The organism is Oerskovia merdavium (assembly GCF_014836755.1).
Classification (GTDB): Bacteria; Actinomycetota; Actinomycetes; order Actinomycetales; family Cellulomonadaceae; genus Oerskovia; species Oerskovia merdavium.
Window position 1 is genome coordinate 1 of sequence record NZ_JACSQF010000003.1, and the last position, 19851, is coordinate 19851.

The 19851-nt window shown below is 72.8% G+C and carries 18 protein-coding genes and 1 pseudogene; 7 read left to right on the forward strand and 12 right to left on the reverse strand.

Features of this window, described 5'->3' with window-relative positions; genetic code table 11:
* Positions 1 to 101: 101 nt before the first annotated feature.
* Entirely contained in the window at positions 102 to 554 is a 453-nt protein-coding gene (locus H9641_RS03660; RefSeq protein WP_191801180.1) for an Lrp/AsnC family transcriptional regulator, read from the reverse strand.
* Between the two features lie 118 nt (positions 555 to 672).
* On the opposite strand from H9641_RS03660, the gene H9641_RS03665 reads away from it, so the two are divergent.
* Complete coding sequence (locus H9641_RS03665; RefSeq protein ID WP_191801182.1) at positions 673 to 1290, forward strand: LysE family translocator; 618 nt, start codon at positions 673 to 675, stop codon at positions 1288 to 1290.
* 91 nt (positions 1291 to 1381) lie between these two features.
* The gene (locus tag H9641_RS03670; protein WP_191801184.1) at positions 1382 to 2287 is read left to right on the forward strand and encodes an alpha/beta fold hydrolase; all 906 of its coding nucleotides are present in this window, start codon (positions 1382 to 1384) and stop codon (positions 2285 to 2287) included.
* A 155-nt stretch (positions 2288 to 2442) separates the two neighbouring features.
* Here H9641_RS03670 and H9641_RS19935 read toward each other — a convergent pair.
* Positions 2443 to 5003: pseudogene (locus H9641_RS19935) on the reverse strand (GH92 family glycosyl hydrolase).
* A gap of 531 nt (positions 5004 to 5534) precedes the next feature.
* Here H9641_RS19935 and H9641_RS03685 point away from each other — a divergent pair.
* Entirely contained in the window at positions 5535 to 7076 is a 1542-nt protein-coding gene (locus H9641_RS03685) for an aminopeptidase P family protein (RefSeq protein ID WP_191801188.1), read from the forward strand.
* A 170-nt stretch (positions 7077 to 7246) separates the two neighbouring features.
* On the opposite strand, the gene H9641_RS03690 is transcribed toward H9641_RS03685, so the two are convergent.
* Positions 7247 to 8008, reverse strand: a complete 762-nt coding sequence (locus H9641_RS03690; protein ID WP_225219960.1) for a class I SAM-dependent methyltransferase — start codon at positions 8006 to 8008, stop codon at positions 7247 to 7249.
* A gap of 130 nt (positions 8009 to 8138) precedes the next feature.
* Here H9641_RS03690 and H9641_RS03695 point away from each other — a divergent pair, with 130 nt between their 5' ends.
* The 3 genes from H9641_RS03695 to H9641_RS03705 all read left to right on the forward strand — a co-directional run bounded on the left by H9641_RS03695 (position 8139) and on the right by H9641_RS03705 (position 11081).
* Positions 8139 to 9164 (forward strand): ATP-binding cassette domain-containing protein, encoded by a 1026-nt coding sequence (locus H9641_RS03695; protein ID WP_191801190.1) that lies wholly within the window; start codon positions 8139 to 8141, stop codon positions 9162 to 9164.
* A complete protein-coding gene (locus H9641_RS03700; RefSeq protein WP_225219961.1) occupies positions 9161 to 10000 on the forward strand; it encodes an ABC transporter permease in 840 nt (279 codons plus the stop codon). Before H9641_RS03695 ends, H9641_RS03700 begins: the two co-directional genes overlap by 4 nt.
* A gap of 85 nt (positions 10001 to 10085) precedes the next feature.
* Positions 10086 to 11081 carry a TetR/AcrR family transcriptional regulator gene (locus H9641_RS03705; protein ID WP_191801192.1) on the forward strand — a complete coding sequence of 332 codons (996 nt, stop codon included), beginning with the start codon at positions 10086 to 10088 and terminating at the stop codon, positions 11079 to 11081.
* Positions 11082 to 11156: 75 nt separating this feature from the next.
* On the opposite strand, the gene H9641_RS03710 is transcribed toward H9641_RS03705, so the two are convergent.
* Complete coding sequence (locus H9641_RS03710) at positions 11157 to 11648, reverse strand: MarR family winged helix-turn-helix transcriptional regulator (protein ID WP_191801194.1); 492 nt, start codon at positions 11646 to 11648, stop codon at positions 11157 to 11159.
* Between the two features lie 92 nt (positions 11649 to 11740).
* Here H9641_RS03710 and H9641_RS03715 point away from each other — a divergent pair, with 92 nt between their 5' ends.
* On the forward strand, positions 11741 to 12130 hold the full coding sequence (locus tag H9641_RS03715; RefSeq protein WP_191801196.1) for a cupin domain-containing protein: 390 nt from the start codon (positions 11741 to 11743) through the stop codon (positions 12128 to 12130).
* Between the two features lie 91 nt (positions 12131 to 12221).
* Here H9641_RS03715 and H9641_RS03720 read toward each other — a convergent pair whose 3' ends face one another.
* The 8 genes from H9641_RS03720 to H9641_RS03755 form a co-directional block, all read right to left on the reverse strand.
* On the reverse strand, positions 12222 to 13091 hold the full coding sequence (locus H9641_RS03720; protein WP_191801198.1) for a general stress protein: 870 nt from the start codon (positions 13089 to 13091) through the stop codon (positions 12222 to 12224).
* Positions 13092 to 13229: 138 nt separating this feature from the next.
* A complete protein-coding gene (locus H9641_RS03725; RefSeq protein ID WP_191801199.1) occupies positions 13230 to 14066 on the reverse strand; it encodes a class II fructose-bisphosphate aldolase in 837 nt (278 codons plus the stop codon).
* The gene (locus H9641_RS03730; protein WP_191801201.1) at positions 14067 to 15047 is read right to left on the reverse strand and encodes a 1-phosphofructokinase family hexose kinase; all 981 of its coding nucleotides are present in this window, start codon (positions 15045 to 15047) and stop codon (positions 14067 to 14069) included.
* Positions 15044 to 16093: an ROK family protein gene (locus H9641_RS03735; protein WP_191801203.1), complete on the reverse strand. Its 1050-nt coding sequence runs from the start codon at positions 16091 to 16093 to the stop codon at positions 15044 to 15046. The genes H9641_RS03730 and H9641_RS03735 overlap by 4 nt, the downstream gene beginning before the upstream one ends.
* Positions 16090 to 16986 (reverse strand): SIS domain-containing protein, encoded by an 897-nt coding sequence (locus H9641_RS03740; protein ID WP_191801205.1) that lies wholly within the window; start codon positions 16984 to 16986, stop codon positions 16090 to 16092. Before H9641_RS03740 ends, H9641_RS03735 begins: the two co-directional genes overlap by 4 nt.
* A gap of 103 nt (positions 16987 to 17089) precedes the next feature.
* Positions 17090 to 17950, reverse strand: coding sequence for a DeoR/GlpR family DNA-binding transcription regulator (locus H9641_RS03745; protein WP_231907682.1), 861 nt, complete (start codon positions 17948 to 17950; stop codon positions 17090 to 17092).
* Positions 17947 to 18861, reverse strand: coding sequence for a carbohydrate ABC transporter permease (locus H9641_RS03750; protein WP_318244365.1), 915 nt, complete (start codon positions 18859 to 18861; stop codon positions 17947 to 17949). Before H9641_RS03750 ends, H9641_RS03745 begins: the two co-directional genes overlap by 4 nt.
* Positions 18858 to 19802 carry a carbohydrate ABC transporter permease gene (locus H9641_RS03755; RefSeq protein WP_191801207.1) on the reverse strand — a complete coding sequence of 315 codons (945 nt, stop codon included), beginning with the start codon at positions 19800 to 19802 and terminating at the stop codon, positions 18858 to 18860. The genes H9641_RS03750 and H9641_RS03755 overlap by 4 nt, the downstream gene beginning before the upstream one ends.
* Positions 19803 to 19851: the final 49 nt, after the last annotated feature.

Consider the following 19851-nt stretch of genomic DNA (forward strand, 5'->3'; position numbering starts at 1 on the left):
CCCCCCCCCCCCCCCCCCCCCCCCCCCCCCCCCCCTCACCGAGGCGGACGGGTCCGGCCCGTCTGCTGCGACCTGCGTGCCGCACGGCACCGCGGGGCCGCCTAGAGAGGCAGGGCCCTGTCCTCGACGACGCTCTTCATGACGAGCGTCGAGCTGAGGCGCATCACGCCGGGCAGGGTCGAGAGCCGCTCGTCGTAGAGCACCTGGAACCCCTGCAGGTCGCTCGCGACGACGCGCAGGAGGTAGTCGGGGTCGCCGAAGAGCCGCTGCGCCTGCAGGACGTTCGGCACCTCGACGACCGCGGTCTCGAACGCCTCGAGCGTGTCCCTCGTCGCGGACTGCATGGTCACGAAGAGGAGCGCCTCGAAGGTCAGCCCGACCGATCCCGCGTCGAGGTGCGCACGGTAGCCGCTGACGACCCCGGACCGCTCGAGCGCCCGCAGCCGCCGGTGGCACGGCGAGACGCTGAGGCGTACCCGTTCGGCGAGCTCGGTGAGCGTGAGCCGGCCGTCCTGCTGCAGCTCGGCAAGGATCTGCCGGTCGATGTCGTCCATGCGCAAGATCCTTCCACCCGAGCATGAAGCAGGGCAAGAAGTTGGAAGCACTTTTGCCCAGTTCCGACCTAACGTTGCTCTCGCGCCGGACGTCGGCGCCCACGAGCCGGGAGGAAGCATGTCCGTCGCCACCGTCGCCGCGTTCTGGGCGGTGTCGCTCGTCTTCGTCGTGACCCCCGGGGCCGACTGGGCGTACGCGATCACGGCCGGCCTGCGCCACCGGTCCGTCCTGCCCGCGGTGGGCGGGATGCTGGCCGGCCACCTCGCGGCCGCGCTCGTCGTCGCCGCCGGGGTCGGCGTCCTGGTGTCCCGCTCACCGGCCGTGCTCACGATCCTGACGATGCTCGGCGCGGCGTACATCGCATGGCTCGGCGTGACGATGCTCGCCCGTCCGGGTGGTCCCGTCACCGAGGGGGACGACGTCGCCGGTTCGTGGGTACGCCAGGCCGCGAAGGGCCTGGGGACCAGCGGGCTCAACCCCAAGGTCCTCCTGCTGTTCCTGGCGCTGCTGCCGCAGTTCACGGACCCGGCGGGCCGCTGGCCGGTCGGCGCGCAGATCGCGGCGCTGGGCGCGGTGCACATGGTCGGTTGCGCGGTCGTCTACCTGCTCGTGGCGTTCGGGGCACGGCACGTCCTGCGCTCCCGTCCCGGCGCGACGCGCGTCGTCACACGGGTCTCGGGCGTCGCGATGATCCTCATAGGCACCGCGCTGGTCCTGGAGCAGGCGCTCGCCTGACGCCCCCGTCCCAAGGCCCGCACAGGACGTTCACGCGAGGCTCCCGGGGCTTTCGCACCGCTCCCAGGTGACGCTGGCAGCATCCGAAGCGATGCGAAACAGCCAGCCCTCCCCCCAGGCCTCCGTCTTCCCGTCCGCCCCGTCGATCGACCTCCTCCCGAGCCTCGCGCAGGCGTCCTCGGCGGGGACCCCCGCAGCCGTCGTGTTCGTGCACGGTGTGCGCACCTCGAACGCGATCTGGGGGCGCCAGCTCGCCCACGTGCGCGAGGCGGGCCACCTCGCGGTCGCGGTCGACCTGCCGGGCCACGGCGAGCGCAGCGACGAGCGGTTCACGCTCGCACGAGCCTTCGAGATCCTGGACGACGCCGTCGCGTCCTTCCCCGACGACGTCCCCGTCGTCGTGGTCGGGATGTCGCTCGGCGGCTACACGTCGCTCGCCTACGCGGCGAGCCACCCCGACCGGCTCGCGGGCGTCGTGGCGTGCGCGTGCAGCGCGGACCCGCGCGGCAAGCCCGTCGCGCTCTTCCGCGAGGCCGCCGCGCTCGTGGATGCCGCGGGCGCCGCGACCCGCCGTGCGCTGGGCCGCGTCCAGGACGTGCTGCGCGCCGGCAGGTCGCTGCCCGGCGGCGCGCGCGCCTCGGCCCAGCTCACGGGGGCCGGCACGTTCGCCGACCCGCAGCTCCCCGGGCGGCCCGCGTGGCAGGTCGTGACCGACGTGCTGCACGAGCTCGCGGGCCGCTCCTCGCGCGCCGACCTCCGTGCCGCGAAGGTCCCTGTCTGGCTCATCAACGGCCAGCGCGACCACCTGCGCCTCGACGAGAAGCGCTACCTCGACACCGTTCCCGACACGGCCCTGGTGGTCGTGCCGCGCGCGGGCCACGACGTCAACCTCGACGCCCCCGACGCGTTCAACGACGCGCTCTCGCGCGCGCTGGGCGACCTCACGAGCCGCTGGTCCCCCGCGCGACGCGGCGAGCTGGTGGGCGCCTCGGCGTGACACGACCGTCCTGAGCGTCACGTCCGGCGACCCCGGACCGTGAGGACCCAGGACCGACAAGGCCCCAGGCACCCGAGGCGAGAACCGCCGTCGGGCACCTGGGGCCTTCTTCCTGCTACCTGCTCACCTCCCGCACCGGCACGTGCGGGCCGGCGTCAGCCGCAGGACGTCGCCGGGTAGGCGACCTCCAGCGTCCGCGGCTCGGCCCCCGGGAGCGTCACCGTGACGCTCGCCGTCCCGGCCTCGACCGCGCCCGAGCGTGCGTTGAACGTCTGCGCGGCGCTCTTGCCGGGCTGCAGCCCGTGGAAGGACTTCGTCCCGAACGGCGTCGCCAGGACGACGTCGACCGCGGTGTCGGCCGAGCTCGTGGCCTTGACCGAGACCTGGACGTTCTTGCCCACGCAGCGAGCCGTCGCGGAGACCTCGACGGGCAGCGGCGGGAGCGGCGCCGACAGGCTCGGGATGCGGTCCGCGGGCGCCGTGCCCCACGTGAGGCCCGCGCTCGAGTCGGCCAGGTCGAACTCGAGCGTGCCGCCGTCCTGGATCGCCGAGGCGTCCATCCACACGGCCGTGTGCTCGGCGCCGTCGAGCGTGACGCCCGAGACGTAGCTCGGCAGGTCCTCGTTGGCGCCCTCGGCCGAGATGGCGAACGTCGTGCCCGCGTCGGTCGTGACGGTCGCGGACTGGACCTTGGGCGCGTTGAGCGCGAGCATGCCCGAGCCCGGCAGGACAGGCTCGAAGCCGAGCGCGGCCATGACGTACCAGGCGGCCAGCGTGCCCAGGTCGTCGTTGCCGACGCCCCCGCCCGGCGTGTTCGGGAACCGGTTGAGGTTCGCGGCCAGCACGTCGTTGGTCTTCCACGGCTGCCCGACGTACCCGTAGAGCCACGCGTTGGTGATCGTCGGCTCGTTGCCCGGGTTGTAGCGGATGGTCTGGTAGTACGAGCTGCCGCCTCGCGCCCACGTCGAGGGCGAGACGCCCGGCTTCGCCGCGAGCGCTGGCATGTCGAAGTAGTAGTCGAGGCGCTCGACGAACGCGTCCTCACCACCCATGGCCTCGGCCAGACCCGTGACGTCCTGCGGGACCATCCACTGGTACTGCCACGGGACCCCCTCGTGGAAGCCCGTGCGCGTGACGTCGGTCAGCTCGGCGAGCGTGACGAACGTGCCGTCGGGGCGCTTGGCGTTGACCATGCCCTGGAAGCCGCCCGAGAGCTGGACGGCCGGGTTCCACAGCGTCTGCCAGTTCCGGCCCTTGGCGAGGAAGGTCTCGGCGTCCTCGGTCTTGCCGAGGCGCTGGGCGGCCGCCCCCAGGCCCGCGTCGGACAGCGCGAACTCGAGCGTCGACGAGCCGCCGTGACGGTACTCCTCGTACTGCCCGCCCAGGCCGCCCTCGTTCTCCGGGTAGAACGGGATGTGGCCGTTCTCGTTGTAGAAGGCCGCGCTCTGGCGACCCACGGACGCGACACCGGCGGGCGGGGCCGTCGTGGCGTTCTCCACGAGGTAGCCCCACAGCTCGTCCGAGATGTCGTCGGGAACGGTGCCCAGGGCGAAGTTCTCCGCGAGCCACGGCGTGACCGGGTCGCCCGCCATGATGTTGGCTCGAGCGCTGCCAGCGACCAGCGGGGCAGCCAGCCGCCCTCGACGCGGTGCTGGTACATCGAGCGGACGATGTCCTCGGCGCGCTCGGGGAGCAGAAGAGCGTGCAGCGTCGCCTGCGTGCGGTACGTGTCCCAGAGCGAGAAGTTCTGGTAGTAGTCCCACCCGTCGGTCGAGTGCTCCTTCAGGTCCATGCCGCGGTACCGGCCGTCGACGTCGTTGCCGATCGTCGGCGAGAGCAGGGTCTTGTAGAGCTGGGTGTAGAAGATCGCACGCTTCTCGGGCGAGGCCTCGATGTCGACGCGGCCCAGCTCGGTGTTCCAGGCGTCGCGCGCCCCCTCGCGGATCTCGTCGAACCCGACCTGGACGCCGTCGCGCACGGCCTCGGCCTCGCGGTTGCCGCGCGCGCCGTCGACGCTCACGAAGGACACGCCCACGCTCACCTCGACGTCGCGGTCCGTGGTCGTGTCGAACACCGCGACGGCGCCGTTGCGGCCCGTGGTGACCTGGCTCGTGGTGGAACCCGCGGTGTAGGCGCCGTTGGTGCCCCAGGTGCCGGACGAGGACACGGGACGGTCGAACGTCGCGCTGAAGAAGTAGCGCTGCTTGGCGGGCGTGCCGCCGCAGAACCCGCCGTTGTCGACCCAGCCCTCGAGCGTGCGGTCGTCGACCCACGTGACCGAGCTGGCGCCCGCGTCGCGCAGCGTCTGCCCGACGTTGAACGACAGGTGCGACGTGGTCGAGGCCGGGAACGTGTACCGGTGCGCACCCACGCGGGTGGTGGCCGTGAGCTCGGCGTGCACGTCGTTGGCGAGAGTCACCTCGTAGAAGCCGGCGACGGCCTTCTCGGTGCTCGCCTGGTCCTTGATCGCGATGGGCGTCCGGGCCGTCCGCGGGGCCGCGGTGGTGTCCGGGGTCACGAGCAGCTCGCCCGCGGCGGGGCAGCCCGCGCTGTTGACGTGCCGGTGGCTGAAGCCCCAGACCCGCCCGGCGTTCTTGCTGTAGGAGGTCGAGGCGTAGGAGTTGGTGTTGTCCGGGCTGAGCTGGACCATGCCGAACGGGACCGTGGCGCCGGGGTAGGCGTTGCCCTCGCTCTCCGTCCCGACGAAGGGGTTCACCTCGAGGGAGTGGTCCGCAGGCGAGCGCGGGCCGGTCGGGTCCGTGGCGCCGGGGGCGGCGGCGACCGGGGAGGCGAGATGCCCGCCCCGATCAGCAGCGCGAGCCCCGCGGAGAGCGTGGCGAGTCGTGATCGTCTCATGCGTGTTCGTCCTCTTCGACGTCCGAGCGGGCAGCGATGCCCACGACGCTCAGGCCTCGTCCGGCGCGCACCGGTGCGCTGTCCGGTGCTCGTCCGATGACGACGTGGGGTCGCGAGAGCGGCTGGCACCGGTGCCGGACGACGAGCGTCCGCGGCCCAGCATCCCTGCGAATGACTGCGCTGTCAATTGTGAATGACAGCGCAGTCATCTTGCGCGGCCGCAGCGCTGACCGACGACTGCTCGACGGCCGCCGGACGCTCCCGCACGCTTTCCCGACGACACCGGACGAGCACCCGAGGCACGCCCTGCCCGCAGCGCCGACGCGCCCGAGGGGCGCTCCGCCGTCGGGCCACGCTCCCTCTCCCAGCGACCGATGGGAGACTGGTGGCCATGAGCAACGACACCACCCCCGTCAGCGCGCCGGCCGCGGAGACCGAGCAGGAGATCGCCGCCCGGAACGACAACCGGTCGCACCGGCCCGACTCCGAGGCCTTCAAGGCGTTCATCACGAGCGGCTGGGCGCCGCGCGCGAGCAGCGACGTCGAGGCCGGCGCCGCCGCTCCGTACACCGCGGCGCGCCGCGCCGAGCTGTCGGCAGGCTTCGCCGGTGCGCGCCTCGTGATCCCCGCCGGCCCGCTCAAGGTCCGCTCGAACGACACCGACTACCGGTTCCGCCCGCACTCGGCGTTCGCGCACCTCACGGGCCTCGGCACCGACCAGGAGCCCGACGCGGTCCTGGTCCTGCACCCCGTCGAGCCCGGCACGGGCGACGACGGCTCGAACCACCACGCCGTCCTCTACGTGCGCCCCCTCGCGGCGCGCGACACCGACGAGTTCTACGCCGACTCGCGCTACGGCGAGTTCTGGGTCGGGGCGCGCCCCAGCCTCGACGACGTCACGACCCTCACCGGGATCGAGGCGGCTCACGTCGACGAGCTGCGCGACGCGCTCGCCAAGGACGTCGGCGAGCACGTGGTGCTGCTCGTCGTCACGGGGGCGGACGAGAACATCGAGGCCCTGGTCGAGGCGATCCGCCTCGAGAACGGCCAGGCCGACGACGCCGCCGCGGACGCCACGCTCGTCGAGGCCGCCTCCGAGCTGCGCCTGGTCAAGGACGCGCTCGAGATCGCGCACATGCGCGAGGCCGTCGACGCGACGATCGAGGGCTTCGCCGAGGTCGTGCGCAACCTGCCCCACGCGACCGTGCACCGCCGCGGCGAGCGCGTCATCGAGACGACGTTCGACGCGCACGCCCGCCTCGAGGGCAACACGGTCGGCTACGAGACCATCGCGGCCGCGGGCGAGCACGCCACGACTCTCCACTGGATCCGCAACGACGGCCAGGTCCGTACCGGCGAGCTCGTGCTGCTCGACGCGGGCGTCGAGGTCGACTCGCTCTACACGGCCGACGTCACGCGCACGCTGCCCGTCGACGGCACGTACACCGACGTCCAGCGCCGCATCTACACGGCCGTGCTCGACGCCGCCGACGCGGCCTTCGCGGTCGCCGTCCCCGGGGCGCGCTTCCGCGACATCCACGCGGCCGCCATGGAGGTCATCGCCGAGCGCCTCGCCGAGTGGGGCCTGCTGCCCGCGACCGCCGAGGAGTCGCTCGCCCCCGAGGGACAGTTCCACCGCCGCTGGATGGTGCACGGCACGAGCCACCACCTGGGCCTCGACGTGCACGACTGCGCGCAGGCGCGCCGCGACCTGTACGTCGACGGCATCCTGGAGCCGGGCATGGTCTTCACGATCGAGCCGGGCCTGTACTTCAAGAGCGACGACCTGACGGTCCCCGAGGAGTACCGCGGGATCGGCATCCGCATCGAGGACGACGTCCTGATCACGCAGGACGGCAACGAGAACCTCTCGGCCGCGCTCCCCCGCCGCCCCGAGGACATCGAGGCGTGGATGGCGTCGCTGCGCGACTGACGCACGAGGCGCAGCGGCGACACGCCGCACCGCCGGGCGCACCACACGCCGCACCGCCGGGCGCACCACCCGGCACGCAGAGGCGGCGGCCCCGAGGACTCCTCAGGGCCGCCGCCTTCGTCGTGCCCTCGGTCGGCCCGTGCAGGGTCGCCGTCCGGGCGCCCGGCGCGTCAGACCGCGCGCGCGACGACGAGCAGCTCGCCGTCGCCCTGCCCGACAGCCTCCCTCCGCCACCCGCCGTCGACCTGCTCGACGGTGAACCCGGCCGCCTCGACGCACCGCCGCACCTCCCCCTCGGCACGGAACCGCAGGGTCGCCGTGCTCGTCAGCACGTCGCCCTCGGGCATCTCGTAGCCGAGCGTGAAGTCGACGACACCGTCACGCTCGCCCGTGACCTCGCTCCAGGTCTGCACGACACGCCCGCCATCCAGCGCCACCGGGTCGCGATCGCCGGGAGCGTGCCACGCCTCCCAGGCGCGGTCACGGGGGTCGCGGGTGTCGAAGACGAGGACGCCACCGGGCACCAGGGCCCGCCGGAGGTCCGCGAGGACGCCCGCCCACTCGTCGTCGGCGACGAAGAGCTGGGCCACGTGGCTCGTCATGAGGGCGACGTCGAACGCACCCGCGGGCGCGTCGGCGGACGTCCCGTGGATCCAGGTCACGCCCTGGGCGCCGGGCCGACGCCGGGCCGCGTCCAGAGAGGCGCCCGCGGGGTCGACGCCCGTCACCTGGTGCCCGGCGTCGGCGAGGGCGACGGTCAGCCGCCCCGTGCCGCACCCGAGGTCGAGCACCCGCCCGCCGGGGCCTTCGGCCGCGCGGGCGAGGAAGTAGTCGTCGTCCCGACCCCACGTGTTCTGGGCGTCGTAGACCTCGACGAGGCGGGCGTCGCGGAACTCGGCCTGGTGCGTGGCGGGGTGCATGGCGGGGTGCATGGCGTCACGCTATCCGGCCGCCCGTGCGCAGGTCGCCTGAAATCCACCTCTTGTGTACGCCACACACAGTGCGTATGGTCTACACAGTGTAGGAAGTACACAACAGTCTGCGACGCACACGGAGGTAACGATGCCCGACCCGATGATCGACGTCCGGGGACTCACCAGGTCCTACGGAGACCACGCCGTCCTGCAGGGCGTGGACCTGTCCGTCCGACGAGGCGAGATCTTCGCGCTCCTCGGACCCAACGGCGCGGGCAAGACGACCGCCGTCAACATCCTCACGACCCTCGTCCGGCCCGACGCCGGGACCGCGACCATCGCGGGGCACGACGTCGTCCGCCAGGCCGCCCGGGTCCGCGAGGTCATCGCGCTCACGGGCCAGTACGCCTCGGTCGACGAGTTCCAGACGGGCGAGGAGAACCTCGCGATGATGGCCACTCTCGCGCACCTGCCCCGCGCAACGGTCAGGGCCCGCACGGCCGAGCTCCTCGACCGCTTCGACCTGACCGACGCCGCCCGGCGACGCGTCGAGACCTACTCGGGCGGCATGCGACGCCGTCTCGACCTCGCGATCAGCCTGGTCGCGAACCCGCAGGTCCTGATCCTCGACGAGCCGACCACGGGCCTGGACCCGCAGTCGCGCTCCGAGCTCTGGGACGTGGTCCGCGAGCTCGCGGCCGACGGCATCACCGTCCTGCTCACGACCCAGTACCTCGAGGAGGCGGACCGGCTCGCCGACACCATCGCGGTGCTCGACGGCGGACGCATCGTCGCGCGCGGGACCGCGAGCGAGCTCAAGGCCCTCGTCCCCGGCCAGCACGTGCGGGTCGACGTCGAGGACTCCCACGCGCTCGCGTCGGTCCAGGAGATCGGGCTCGAGATCTCGGGGATCGACGAGAAGGACCTCGCGGCGACGATCCCGACGACGGACCCCCTCCGCACGGTCCGCGACGTCCTGGCGCGGGCCGACGAGCAGGGCATCCCCGTCACGGGCGTGTCCGTGGTCAAGCCCTCGCTCGACGACGTCTTCCTCGCCCTCACGGGTTCGCGCGCCGCGCGCACCCCACGCCCGCCGCAGAGCACCTCGGGCACCCCGTCCGTCCCCACCCGGCCCGCGGCCTCCCCCGCGACGACGAAGGCAGGCCTGCGATGAGCACCACGGCACCGACCACCATGCGGCGACCCGCGCCCGACCGCCCCTCTCGCGCGGCCCCGAGGGCCGTCCGCCAGTCCCCCGCGACCGCGCTGCGCGACGTCTCGGCCATGACGGGCCGCGAGCTGCGGCGCACGCTGCGCAGCGTCGACGGGCTCGTCACGGCCCTCATGCTGCCCGTCCTCATCATGCTCGTGTTCGTCATCGTGTTCGGTGGCGCGATCGAGGACGACGGGAGCTACGTCGACTACGTGGTGCCCGGGATCCTGGTCCTGTGCCTGGGCTTCGGTTCGGCGACCGCCGCGCTCTCCGTGGCCCAGGACATGACGAGCGGCACGATCAACCGTTTCAAGACCCTGCCCATCTTCGGGCCCTCGGTCCTGTGGGCGCACGTCCTGGCCAGCACGGTCCGCAACCTCGTCTCGGCCACGCTCGTCCTGCTCGTGGCCGTCGCGCTCGGCTTCAGCCCGGGGGCCGACCTGGGCGGGTGGGTGGGCATCGCGGGCTATCTCGCCCTCATGGTCCTCGCGTTCACGTGGCTGAGCTGCCTCGCAGGCCTGGTCCTGAGCGTCGACGCCGCGGCGAGCTTCAACATGTTCTTCCTGTTCGTGCCCTACCTGTCGAGCGGGTTCGTGCCGGTCGAGACCATGCCGACGTGGCTGCACGGCTTCGCGACGCACCAGCCGTTCACGCCCGTCATCGAGACGTTGCGTGCACTGCTCTCGGGGACGTCGACCGCGGGGCAGCTCGTGCCGGCGCTCGCGTGGCTCGTCGGCATGTTCGTGGTCTCGTGCGCCGGGGCGTCGATCCTCTACCGGCGCCGGACGGCGCACTGAGGGTGCTCGGCCCGTGCGGCCCACGCCCCCCTCGCCCGTCGCGGTACGGACCGGCGATCCTGCACGGACCGGCGATGATGTACCCATGACGGACACCACCGATCCCGGCCTGCCCCACGCCATCGCCCTGGCGTGGGGCGTGGCCGAGAACCCGCAGCGCGGCCCTCGGCGCGAGCTGAGCATCGAGCGGATCGTCGAGCAGGCCATCGAGATCGCCGACGCCGAAGGGCTCGGCGCGCTCTCGATGAGCAAGCTCGCGGCAGCCCTGGGGTACACGACCATGTCGCTGTACCGCTACGTCACGAGCAAGGACGACCTGCTGCTCCTCATGCAGGAGCAGGCGATGGACATCGATCTTCCCTCGGGGGCGCACCCCGAGCTCACCGCGGTCATGGAGGGGCGGATCCCCGCGGGCGAGGGGCCCACGTGGCGGCGCGGCCTGCGCGAGTTCGCGCTCGCCTCCCTCGCGGTCTACGAGGCCCACCCGTGGTTCCTCGACGTCGCGGTCCAGGGCGTCCCGCTCACGCCCAACAACCTGCGGTTCGTCGACCTGGGCCTGCGCGCGATGCACGACACGTCGTTGTCCGACGCCGACAAGCTCGCGATGATCATGCTCGTCACGAGCTACGCGCAGAGTGCCGCCCGGATCCAGCGCGAGCTGCGCGGAGCCCGGCAGGACCCCGGCGGGCGCGACGTGAGCGGGGCCGCGTACGCCGAGGTCTTCTCCGAGCTGGTGACTCCCGAGAGGTTCCCGTACCTGCACCCCGTGGTCGCCTCGGGCGCGTACCTGAGCGACGACGACGGGGTCGACGACGTCGTGTTCGGCCTCGAGCGGGTTCTCGACGGGATCGGGGTCTACGTCGAGCGGACGCCCGCCGAGCGCGCCGAGTCTCCGCTCCCTCCGCACGAGGAGCGCGAGGCCGCCGAGCTCTACGCGCGCGACCCCAAGGTCAAGGAGGCGTCCAGGGCCCGCCGCGAGGCGGAGAAGGCCGTGCGCGAGGCCGAGAAGCGCCTCAAGGAGGCGCGCAAGCGTGAGCGGGACGCGGCCAAGGCCGCCGCGGAACGCGCCGCGCGCGACTGAGCCGCGCTGATCGGTCCGGAGGTGGTGGGGTCTGCTCCGGCCCCCTCCTGGCCGCCGGGCCGTCGGTGCGGCCGGTCAGCCCCCTGGCCGTTCGTCGGTGGTCGAGGAGCGTCGAGACAGCCAGCCGGGCAGGTCTCCGACAGGTCGTTCGTCCGCCACGTCGGCGAGCGCGTCGACCAGCGCGTCGAACCGCGCGTCACCGAGCCGGAGCCGCCACCCGTCCATGACGCGCTCGAACCCGGCCGCGCTGGCCGCCAGGAACTCCTCTGCGCGGGGCGTGCGACGCAGCAGCACCGCCCTGCGGTCTCCTGGGACCGGCTCGCGGGAGGCGTACCCGGACTTCTCGAGGCCGGCCGCCGTCTTCGCCGCCGCCTGCTTCGAGACGCCGAGCCGCTGACCGAGCTCGTTGATCGTGCACCCGTCGGGCCCGATCGCCTGGAGCGCGAACCCGTGCAACGGCCGGGCCTCGGGGTACCCCTGCTCGGCGAGGTCGTCGTGGAGCGCATCGATGCTGCCGCGGAACGCGCCCGCGAGCAGGAGCACGACGCGCCATCCAGGTTCGCTCATCTCAGGACCTCCCTGTCGACAACATGGTTGACGATATCGCGGCGGCGTGGTTCCGTTGATGGACAACCATGTTGTCAATCCAGGGAGTCGACATGTCTGACCTCAAGATCGCACGCTCGGACACCCGCGTCACCGAGACACCGAACGCCTCGATGACGACGCTCGCCTCACCCACGCAGGGCGGCACCACGACCGTGAGCCTGTGGCGCGTCTCCATGCGCGCCGGTCAACAAGGTCCTCAGCACTCGTTCGACGGCGAGCAGGCGTGGCACGTGCTCGACGGCGCAGCGACGGTGGCCGTCGACGACGAGACCGTCGACCTGTCGGCCGGAGACACCGTGGTGCTGCACGCCGGCGCCGCACGCCGGGTCAGCACCGTGTCGGGCGCCGAGTTCGTCGTCACCGGCCTCGCCGGCGCTCTGGCGACACCGATCTCGCCCGAGGGTCCCGGCGAGCCGGTCTCGCCCCCCTGGATCGGATAGCCCGCTCCGCCGCGCGAGCACGAGCGATGCCTTGCCTGGACGGCGGAGGGACGTCCCGGAGCTCCGCGCCGGGAGTGGCCGTTGGAGGGACCTAGCGCGTGCCCGACGACGTCTCGTCCGTCGCGCCGTCGGCCGCGGCCTGGGAGTCGGTCACCGGGGCAGGGCGCCCCTCGACGGGTGCGGCGTCAGCGGGAGCGGGCGGCGTGACGTCGCTGCGCATGGCTCCGTAGCGCGGCGCGCCCGAGGGCGTCGTCCAGCGCGGGTCCGGAGTCCTGACCGGAGGGGCCGGCTGGGCCGGGGCGTCGGCCGTCTGGACCGGTGTCGCGACCGGAGCGGGCGCCTGCGGGGCCGGCGGCTGCTGGGCCCCCCACGCCTGGCCCGGCTGCTGGCCGGGCGCCTGTCCCGGCTGTCCCCACTGGCCCGGCTGCGCGGGCGGCCCGGCCGGTCCCGCGACCGGCGGGACCTGACGCGCGATGGCCGCGGCGCCGTCGGGCATCTGGGACAGGAGGCGACGCGCGTCGCCCGCGCGCTCCGCGAGGCACAGCAGCGAGTACGACGACGCCACGATCTGGCTCGACGACGTGAAGTCGCGCTTGCCCCCCGTGAGCGAGTACGACAGGACCGAGAACAGCAGGCCGAAACCCGCACCCAGACCGATCGCGGCGAGCATCAGCCCGCCACCGCTGTTGAACATGTACAGCAGCAGACCCACGAACAGGCCGAACCACGCACCGGACGCGAGGCCCGCGAGCGCCACCCGGCCGTACGTGAGACGGCCCATGACGCGCTCGACCATGCGCAGGTCGGTGCCGACGATGGTCACGTACTCGACGGCGAACTTGTTGTCGGAGAGGTAGTCGACGGCCTTCTGCGCCTCGAGGTAGGTCGCGTAGGACGCGATCTGCTCCCCGCTCGGCGGCGTCGGGACCTTGGGCGCGGAATTGGGACGAGTCATGCTCATCTGCCCAGTCTCCCGTACATGTCGGTGTGAGGCGAGGGGGTTCGCTCTGGGGGTATCGCCGCGGGAGGGACCGCGTCGAGAGAGAGGGCCGGCACCCTCTCCCTCGACGACGTCCCTCGGCCTCCCGGGAGGACCCCGTCAGGCCGCGTTCAGCACACCCAGCAGGCGCACGACCTCGTCGCGCATCGCGTCGCGGCCCGCACCGAGGTACTTGCGAGGGTCGACGACGGCCGGGTTCTGGTCCAGGTAGGTGCGCAGCGCCCGCGTCAGGGTGTTGTTGAGGTGGGTCGAGATGTTGATCTTGGTCATCCCCTCCTCGACGGCACGCGTGAGGTCGGCGTCAGCGACGCCCGAGGACCCGTGCAGCACGAGCGGCACGGGCACGACCGCCCGCAGCTCGGCGATCCGCTCGAAGTCGAGCGCGGCCGTGCGGTCGGTCATGGCGTGCGACGAGCCGACCGCGACCGCGAGCGCGTCCACGCCGGTCGCGGCGACGAAGGCCACGGCCTCGGCCGGGTCGGTGCGCACGCCCGGGGCGTGCACGCCGTCCTTGCCGCCGACCTTGCCGAGCTCGGCCTCGACGAAGACCCCGCGGGCGTGGGCCTCGCGCACCACGTCGGCCGTCGCCTCGACGTTGGCCTCGTAGTCGAGCGCGGACCCGTCGTACATGACCGAGTTCAGGCCCAGCGCGATGGCCTCGCTCACGAGCGCGCGGTCCTCGGCGTGGTCCAGGTGGACCACGACCGGTGCGCTCGACGCCCGGGCGATCGCGAGCGTCGCGAGAGCGATGGGTTCGAGGCCGCCGTGGTACTTCGCGGCGTTCTGGCTGATCTGCAGGACGACGCCGGTGCCGGCGCGGGCGGCCGCGGCCACGAAGGCCTCGGCGTGCTCGACCTGGATCACGTTGAACGCGCCGACCCCCCGACGCTCGGCGCGGGCTCCGTAGATCAGCTGGCTGGCGGTGACGAGCGGCATTCAGTCCTCCGTGGTTCTCGGGGTGTCGTTCACGTTCTCGGTCAGGACGCGGTCGGCGAGCAGCCGCACGTCCTCGGGGTCGACCTCGCCCGCGACGGGCTGCAGCACCGCTGCGGCCGACGTGGCGACGGTCAGGGCCAGGCGCTCGGCCCAGGGCCGGCCGACGCTCACCGCGAGCGCCGCCATGGCCGCGTCACCGGCGCCGGTCGGGTTGCCGTGCACCGGGGCGTCGAGCCGGGCCCGCGCCGCGGGCGCCGTGGACCCGGGCTCGAACGCCGCGAGCCCCTTCTCGCCGTCGGTCACGACGACGTCGTGCGCACCCAGGCGCTGCAGCGCGGCCACGCCCTGGGCCAGGTCGTGCGTCCCGGTCGCCTCGGCGAGCTCGGCGCGGTTGGGCTTGATGAGGTCCGCGCCCGCCTGGGCGGCCCAGAGCAGCCCGGGCCCCGACACGTCGACGTGGACCGGGCAGCCGGCCTCGCGCAGCGCACGCACCAGACTGGTGAACCGGTCCTGCGTCGTGCCGGGAGGCAGCGAGCCGGAGATCGTCACGACCGGGCGGTCCGAGGTGAGGCCGACCGCGGTGCGGACGAGCAGCCCCCACTCCTCCTCCGTGAGCGCGGCCCCCGGTTCGTTGAGGACCGTGGGGTGACCTCCGTCGTCGGGCCCTGCGTGCTCCGGGACCACCGCGACCGCCTGCCGCAACGCACCCGCCACCGGGACGAGCGTCGCGGGCTGGCCCGCGGCCTCGAGGTCGGCCGCGAACGCCGGCGCGAGGAGGCCACCCACTGGGGCGACCGCGACCGAGTCCCCGCCCAGCGCACGCACGACGCGCGCGACGTTGACCCCCTTGCCGCCCGCGCGGGCCGCGACGGACCGGACCCGCAGCGCCTCGCCCGGGTCCAGGCGGTCGACCCCGTACGTGACGTCCCACGCGGGGTTGGGCGTGAGGCACAGGACGCGGACCTGCCCGGGGCCCGTCACAGCGACTCCAGCGCGGCCGCGCTCACGGCGTCCCACGCGAGGACCGTCGCACCGTACGTGCCGGCCGCCGGTCCCAGCGTGGCCGGGACGAGCCGGGGCGCCGGGTGGATCGTGAGGTACGAGCGCACCGCGGCGTCGAGCGGGACCATGAGGTCGTCGCCCGCGCGCACGAGCCCTCCACCGATCACCACGACGGGCAGCGCCAGGACACGGACCATCTCGGCGACGAGCTCGCCGAGGCGGTCGACCGCGCGGTCCCAGACCTCGCGGGCCACGACGTCGCCCGCGTGGGCGCGCGCCAGGACCTCGGCGGAGCCGGGCACCTCGTCGGTCGTCGCGCCCGTGAGCTCGCGATAGCTGCGCGCCATGCCCGCGGCCGACGCGAACGTCTCCGCGCACCCGGTGCCGCCGCACGGGCACGGCGCCCCGCCGTGCGCGCCACCGTGCCCGATCTCGCCCGCGTACCCGCCGCCCACGTAGACCTGACCGTGCAGGACGACCGCCGCAGCGATGCCCGTGCCGATCGACACGTAGGCGTGGTCGGGCGCCCCGCGGCCCGCGCCCAGGCGGGCCTCGGCGAGGCCCCCCGCGCGCACGTCGTGGCCGAAGCCCACGGGCAGGCCCGTCGCGTCCGCGACGACCTGCCGCAGCGGCAGGTCGACCCAGTCGAGGTTCTCGGCGCTCACCACGAGGCCCGCCGACTCGTCGACCGTGCCCGGCACCGCGAGGCCCACGCCCAGGACCTGGTACCCCGCGGGTACCTCGGCGCGCAGGGCCTCGACGGCCGCCAGGACCGCGGCGAGCGAGGCCTCGGGGCCCTCGGCCGCACGGGTGGGGGTGACCCGCTCGACGAGGATCTGGTCGAGCCCGTCCGGGTCGGTGCCGCGCGTGACGAGCACGGACTTGATGTCGGTCCCGCCGACGTCGAGCGCGATCACCGCCGGGCGCAGGCCTGCCCCCGTCGCTCCCGCCGCCGCCCCTCCGTGGGACGGCGACAGGAGCTCCGGGACGGCGGGGAAGGCGACCTGCTCTTCCCCGACCATCATGATGCCGAGTCCTCCAGGATGATCGAGCGCGTCAGGTGACGCGGGGCGTCGGGGTCCAGGCCCTTGCGCTCGGCGTTCGCGACAGACAGGAGCTGGCAGCGCACGAGCGTGAGCTGCGCGTCCTCGTCGAAGCGCACCACGAGGGCCCCCGTGCGCTCGATGTCCTCGACCAGGCCCGGGACCTCGGCGCCGAGCAGGATCACGGCGCTCGTCTCGTCGGAGATGCTGATGGGCCCGTGGCGGTAGTCCATGGCGGGGTACGCCTCGGCCCAGGCGAGCGACGCCTCGCGCATCTTGAGCCCCGCCTCGTTCGCGAGCCCCACGGCCATGCCGCGACCCAGGAACGTGAACTGGGTACGGGCCAGCACGGCCTCGGGGACCTCCCAGCCCACGACCTCCTCGGCTGCGGTCGCGAGCTCCTCGATGTCGTCGCCGAGTCCGGCACGCAGGAGCGTGAGCGCGGCCGTCGCGAACCGGGTCTGGACCACGGACTGCTCGTCGGCGAAGGGCATCACGACCACGTCGTCCGCTGCGCTCGCGCCGGGCGAGGTCGGGTCGCCGACGATCGCCAGGGTGCGCTGCTTGCCGTCGAGCACCTCGAGGAGGTGCAGGATCTCGGTGGTCGTCCCGGAACGGGTGATCGCCACCACGCGGTCGTACTCACGGCCCACCGGGTACTCGCTGCCGGCGAACGCGTCCGTGACCCCCTGCCCCAGCTCCTCGCGGCGGGCCGCGTAGGCCTGGGCGATGAACCAGGACGTGCCGCAGCCGACGATCGCGACGCGCTCGCCGGGCTGCGGGAGGACAGCGGCGCTCTCGGCCGCGAGGCGGGCCGCCTCGCGCCAGACCTGGGGCTGGCTCGCGATCTCGACGCTGACGTGGGAGGTGCTCATGGTGATGTCAAACCCTTCTGGTGTGGCCACCGGGTCGCGCGGTCGGCGCGGTCCGGCGTCCGTCGTGGTGCGGACGTGTGTGGCGGGAGCGGCGGGGCTCGTCCTAGACGACGATGACCTCGACGCCTGCGTCCCGCAGGGGCGCGAGCTGTTCCTCGGTCGCTCCCGAGTCGGTCACGAGCGTGGTGATCCGGGAGATGTCGCAGATCTGCGCGAACGACCGCTCGCCGACCTTGTCGGAGGTCCCGACGGCGATCACGTGGCGCGAGTGCTCGACGAGCGCGGAGGTGACCCCGGCCTCGTCGGGGTCGCCGCACGTGAGGCCCGCCTGGGCGTCGATGCCGACCATGCCGAGCACGAGCACGTCGAGCCACAGGGTGCGCGCCATGCTCACGGCCAAGGGGCCCGTCAGCTCGTAGGACTGGGCACGTGCCGTGCCGCCCAGGCACACCGTGCGCAGCTGCGGGCGCAGGACGAGCTCGGCGGCGATGTTGAGCGCGCTCGTCACGATCGTGTAGACGTGCTCGCCGTTGCGGGCGGCGTGCTCGGACCCCTGGTCGGAGAGCTCGCCGAGCGCCTTGGCGACCAGGGTCGTGGTGCGCCCGCCGTTGAACCCGATCACGGCCTGGTCCGCGTGGCGCTGCGTGACCAGGTGGGCCGCCGCCTCCGCGAGGCGCTGACGGTCGTCGAGCTGCTTGCCGTACCGGCCGGGAAGCCCGTAGGCGACCGAGGCCGCCACGATCCCCCCGTGGGTGCGGTGCGCGAGCTGCCGGTCCGCCATCTGGTCGAAGTCCCGGCGCACGGTCGACTCCGAGGTGCCGAACAGCTCTGCCACCTCGGTGACGGAGAGCCGGCGGCGGTCCGCCAGGAGCGCGAGCATGCGCTCCCAGCGGACCGACTTGCTGAGTCCGCCCGACGGCTCGGCGGCGCCGAGCTCGTGGGTCGCGTCCTCGATGCGTGTCACTTGATGCTCCCTGCGGTCAGACCTCCGACGAGACGCTTCTCGATGATCGCGAAGAGGATGATGACAGGCACGATGGCGACGATCGAGACGCCGAACACGTACTGCCACGCCGAGTCGTACTGACCCACGAACTTCGTCAGCGCCACGGACAGCGGCTGGTTGCCGGCCGTCGAGAGAATGACGAGGCTGGCGGCGAACTCGTTCCACGCAGCGACGAAGGTGAAGATGATCGCCGTCACGATACCGGGCCAGACCAACGGCAGGTTGATGCGGAACAGCGTCGCCCACCGCCCCGCCCCGTCGATCTGCGCGGCCTCGTCGATCTCCTGCGGGACGCTCGCGAAGAAGCTGTGCATGATCCACACCGCGAACGCCAGGTTGAAGGCTGCGTTGACCAGGATCATCGCGAGCCAGGTGTCGACGATCCCGAACGCGAGGAACTGCCGGAAGAGGCCCGCGACGAGCACTGCGGGCTGGAGCATCTGCGTGACCAGCACGAGGAACAGGAAGGCCATGCGCCCCGGGAACCGGAAGCGTGCCGTGAAGTACGCGGCCGGCAGGGCCACGATCAGGACCAGGACCGTCGCCGCGACCGAGATGACGATCGTGGAGACGAGGTTCTGCGGGAGCGGCGTCTCTGGGGTGGACCACATGGTGACGTAGTTGTCGGGGTGCCACTGCTCGGGGAAGTACGTCGGCGGGATCCGCAGGATCTCCGCCCGGCTCTTGAGCGAGCCGAACAGCATGATGCCGTAGGGCAGCAGGAAGAGCAGCGTCACGAGGATGCCCGCGACGACCCGTCCGGGGATCGACCCGCCCGAGCCGGGGCCCCCGGTCGCATACCTCGACGGCTTCTTGAGGGGCTGCGCGGGGCGAGCGTCCGGCTCGCGCGTCAGGACTCCGTTGCTCACTCGTCCACTCCCTTCATCGGCTTGACGATGCGCATGTAGAGCGCGATGACCGCGATCACGATCACGAAGTTCACGACCGACAGCGCGCTCGCCTGGTCGACCGCGCGGTCGGACTGGATGAGCTTGAAGATGAGCGTGGTCGTGGTGTCCGCGTCGTATCCCGGGATCGATCCCGTCATGAGGCGCAGGATCGGCAGCGAGTTGAAGACGTTGATGATGTTGATGATCGCGGCGACCGCGAGAGCGGGTTTGAGCTGCGGCAGGATGATCGAGAAGTAGACCTGCCGGTGCGAGGCGCCGTCCATGCGTGCCGCCTCGACCACGTCGCTCGGGATCGACTGGAGCCCCGCGAGGAGCGTGTACGTGGTGAAGGGCAGCGAGACGAACACCGCGACGACGATCGCGACGACGAACGCGGACGTCGCGTTCTTGGTGAAGCCGAAGTCCGGGCTGTCGAGGATGCCCACGTCCGCCAGGAACTGGTTGATGATGCCGTAGTTGGGCTGGAGCCCGTAGTAGACGACGGTCGTGGTCATCACGACGCTCGCGGCCCACGGCACGATGACCGCGAGACGGACGATCTGCCGGCCGGGGAACTGCTTGTTGAGGAAGTTCGACAGCGCGAGCGACAGGACGACCGTGAGGGCGACGACGGCGACGACCCACACCGCGGTGTTCGCGAGCACGCGAGGCAGCGCGGGGATCGCGAAGACGTCCAGGTAGTTCTGGAACCCGGCGCTCCCCCGGTCGATGCCCGACTGCGAGATGTCACGGGTCGAGCTGAAGACCATGTACCCCGCGGGGAACAGGACGATCAGGATGATCAGCGCGAGGCTGGGACCGATCCAGGGAAGTGCGGTGAGCAGGTCCCGGAACGAGCGGCGTGGCCGCTCGGGTGAACCGGCGGCTGGCGCCGGGGCGGTGGTGGTGGTCGAGCTCATCGAGGTCCTTCGGTGCCGGGTCCTGGGGCCCCCGGGGGGGGGGGGGGGG

Excerpts from the sequence above, each read along its gene's own strand:
- H9641_RS03685 (WP_191801188.1), top strand. The coding sequence starts at position 5,535 with ATGAGCAACGACACCACCCCCGTCAGCGCGCCGGCCGCGGAGACCGAG.
- H9641_RS03670 (WP_191801184.1), top strand. The coding sequence starts at position 1,382 with ATGCGAAACAGCCAGCCCTCCCCCCAGGCCTCCGTCTTCCCGTCCGCC.
- H9641_RS03725 (WP_191801199.1), bottom strand. The coding sequence starts at position 14,066 with ATGCCGCTCGTCACCGCCAGCCAGCTGATCTACGGAGCCCGCGCCGAG.
- H9641_RS03715 (WP_191801196.1), top strand. The coding sequence starts at position 11,741 with ATGTCTGACCTCAAGATCGCACGCTCGGACACCCGCGTCACCGAGACA.
- H9641_RS03660 (WP_191801180.1), bottom strand. The coding sequence starts at position 554 with ATGGACGACATCGACCGGCAGATCCTTGCCGAGCTGCAGCAGGACGGC.
- H9641_RS03740 (WP_191801205.1), bottom strand. The coding sequence starts at position 16,986 with ATGAGCACCTCCCACGTCAGCGTCGAGATCGCGAGCCAGCCCCAGGTC.
- H9641_RS03665 (WP_191801182.1), top strand. The coding sequence starts at position 673 with ATGTCCGTCGCCACCGTCGCCGCGTTCTGGGCGGTGTCGCTCGTCTTC.
- H9641_RS03695 (WP_191801190.1), top strand. The coding sequence starts at position 8,139 with ATGCCCGACCCGATGATCGACGTCCGGGGACTCACCAGGTCCTACGGA.
- H9641_RS03700 (WP_225219961.1), top strand. The coding sequence starts at position 9,161 with ATGAGCACCACGGCACCGACCACCATGCGGCGACCCGCGCCCGACCGC.
- H9641_RS03755 (WP_191801207.1), bottom strand. The coding sequence starts at position 19,802 with ATGAGCTCGACCACCACCACCGCCCCGGCGCCAGCCGCCGGTTCACCC.
- H9641_RS03705 (WP_191801192.1), top strand. The coding sequence starts at position 10,086 with ATGACGGACACCACCGATCCCGGCCTGCCCCACGCCATCGCCCTGGCG.
- H9641_RS03690 (WP_225219960.1), bottom strand. The coding sequence starts at position 8,008 with ATGCACCCCGCCATGCACCCCGCCACGCACCAGGCCGAGTTCCGCGAC.
- H9641_RS03735 (WP_191801203.1), bottom strand. The coding sequence starts at position 16,093 with ATGATGGTCGGGGAAGAGCAGGTCGCCTTCCCCGCCGTCCCGGAGCTC.
- H9641_RS03710 (WP_191801194.1), bottom strand. The coding sequence starts at position 11,648 with ATGAGCGAACCTGGATGGCGCGTCGTGCTCCTGCTCGCGGGCGCGTTC.
- H9641_RS03720 (WP_191801198.1), bottom strand. The coding sequence starts at position 13,091 with ATGAGCATGACTCGTCCCAATTCCGCGCCCAAGGTCCCGACGCCGCCG.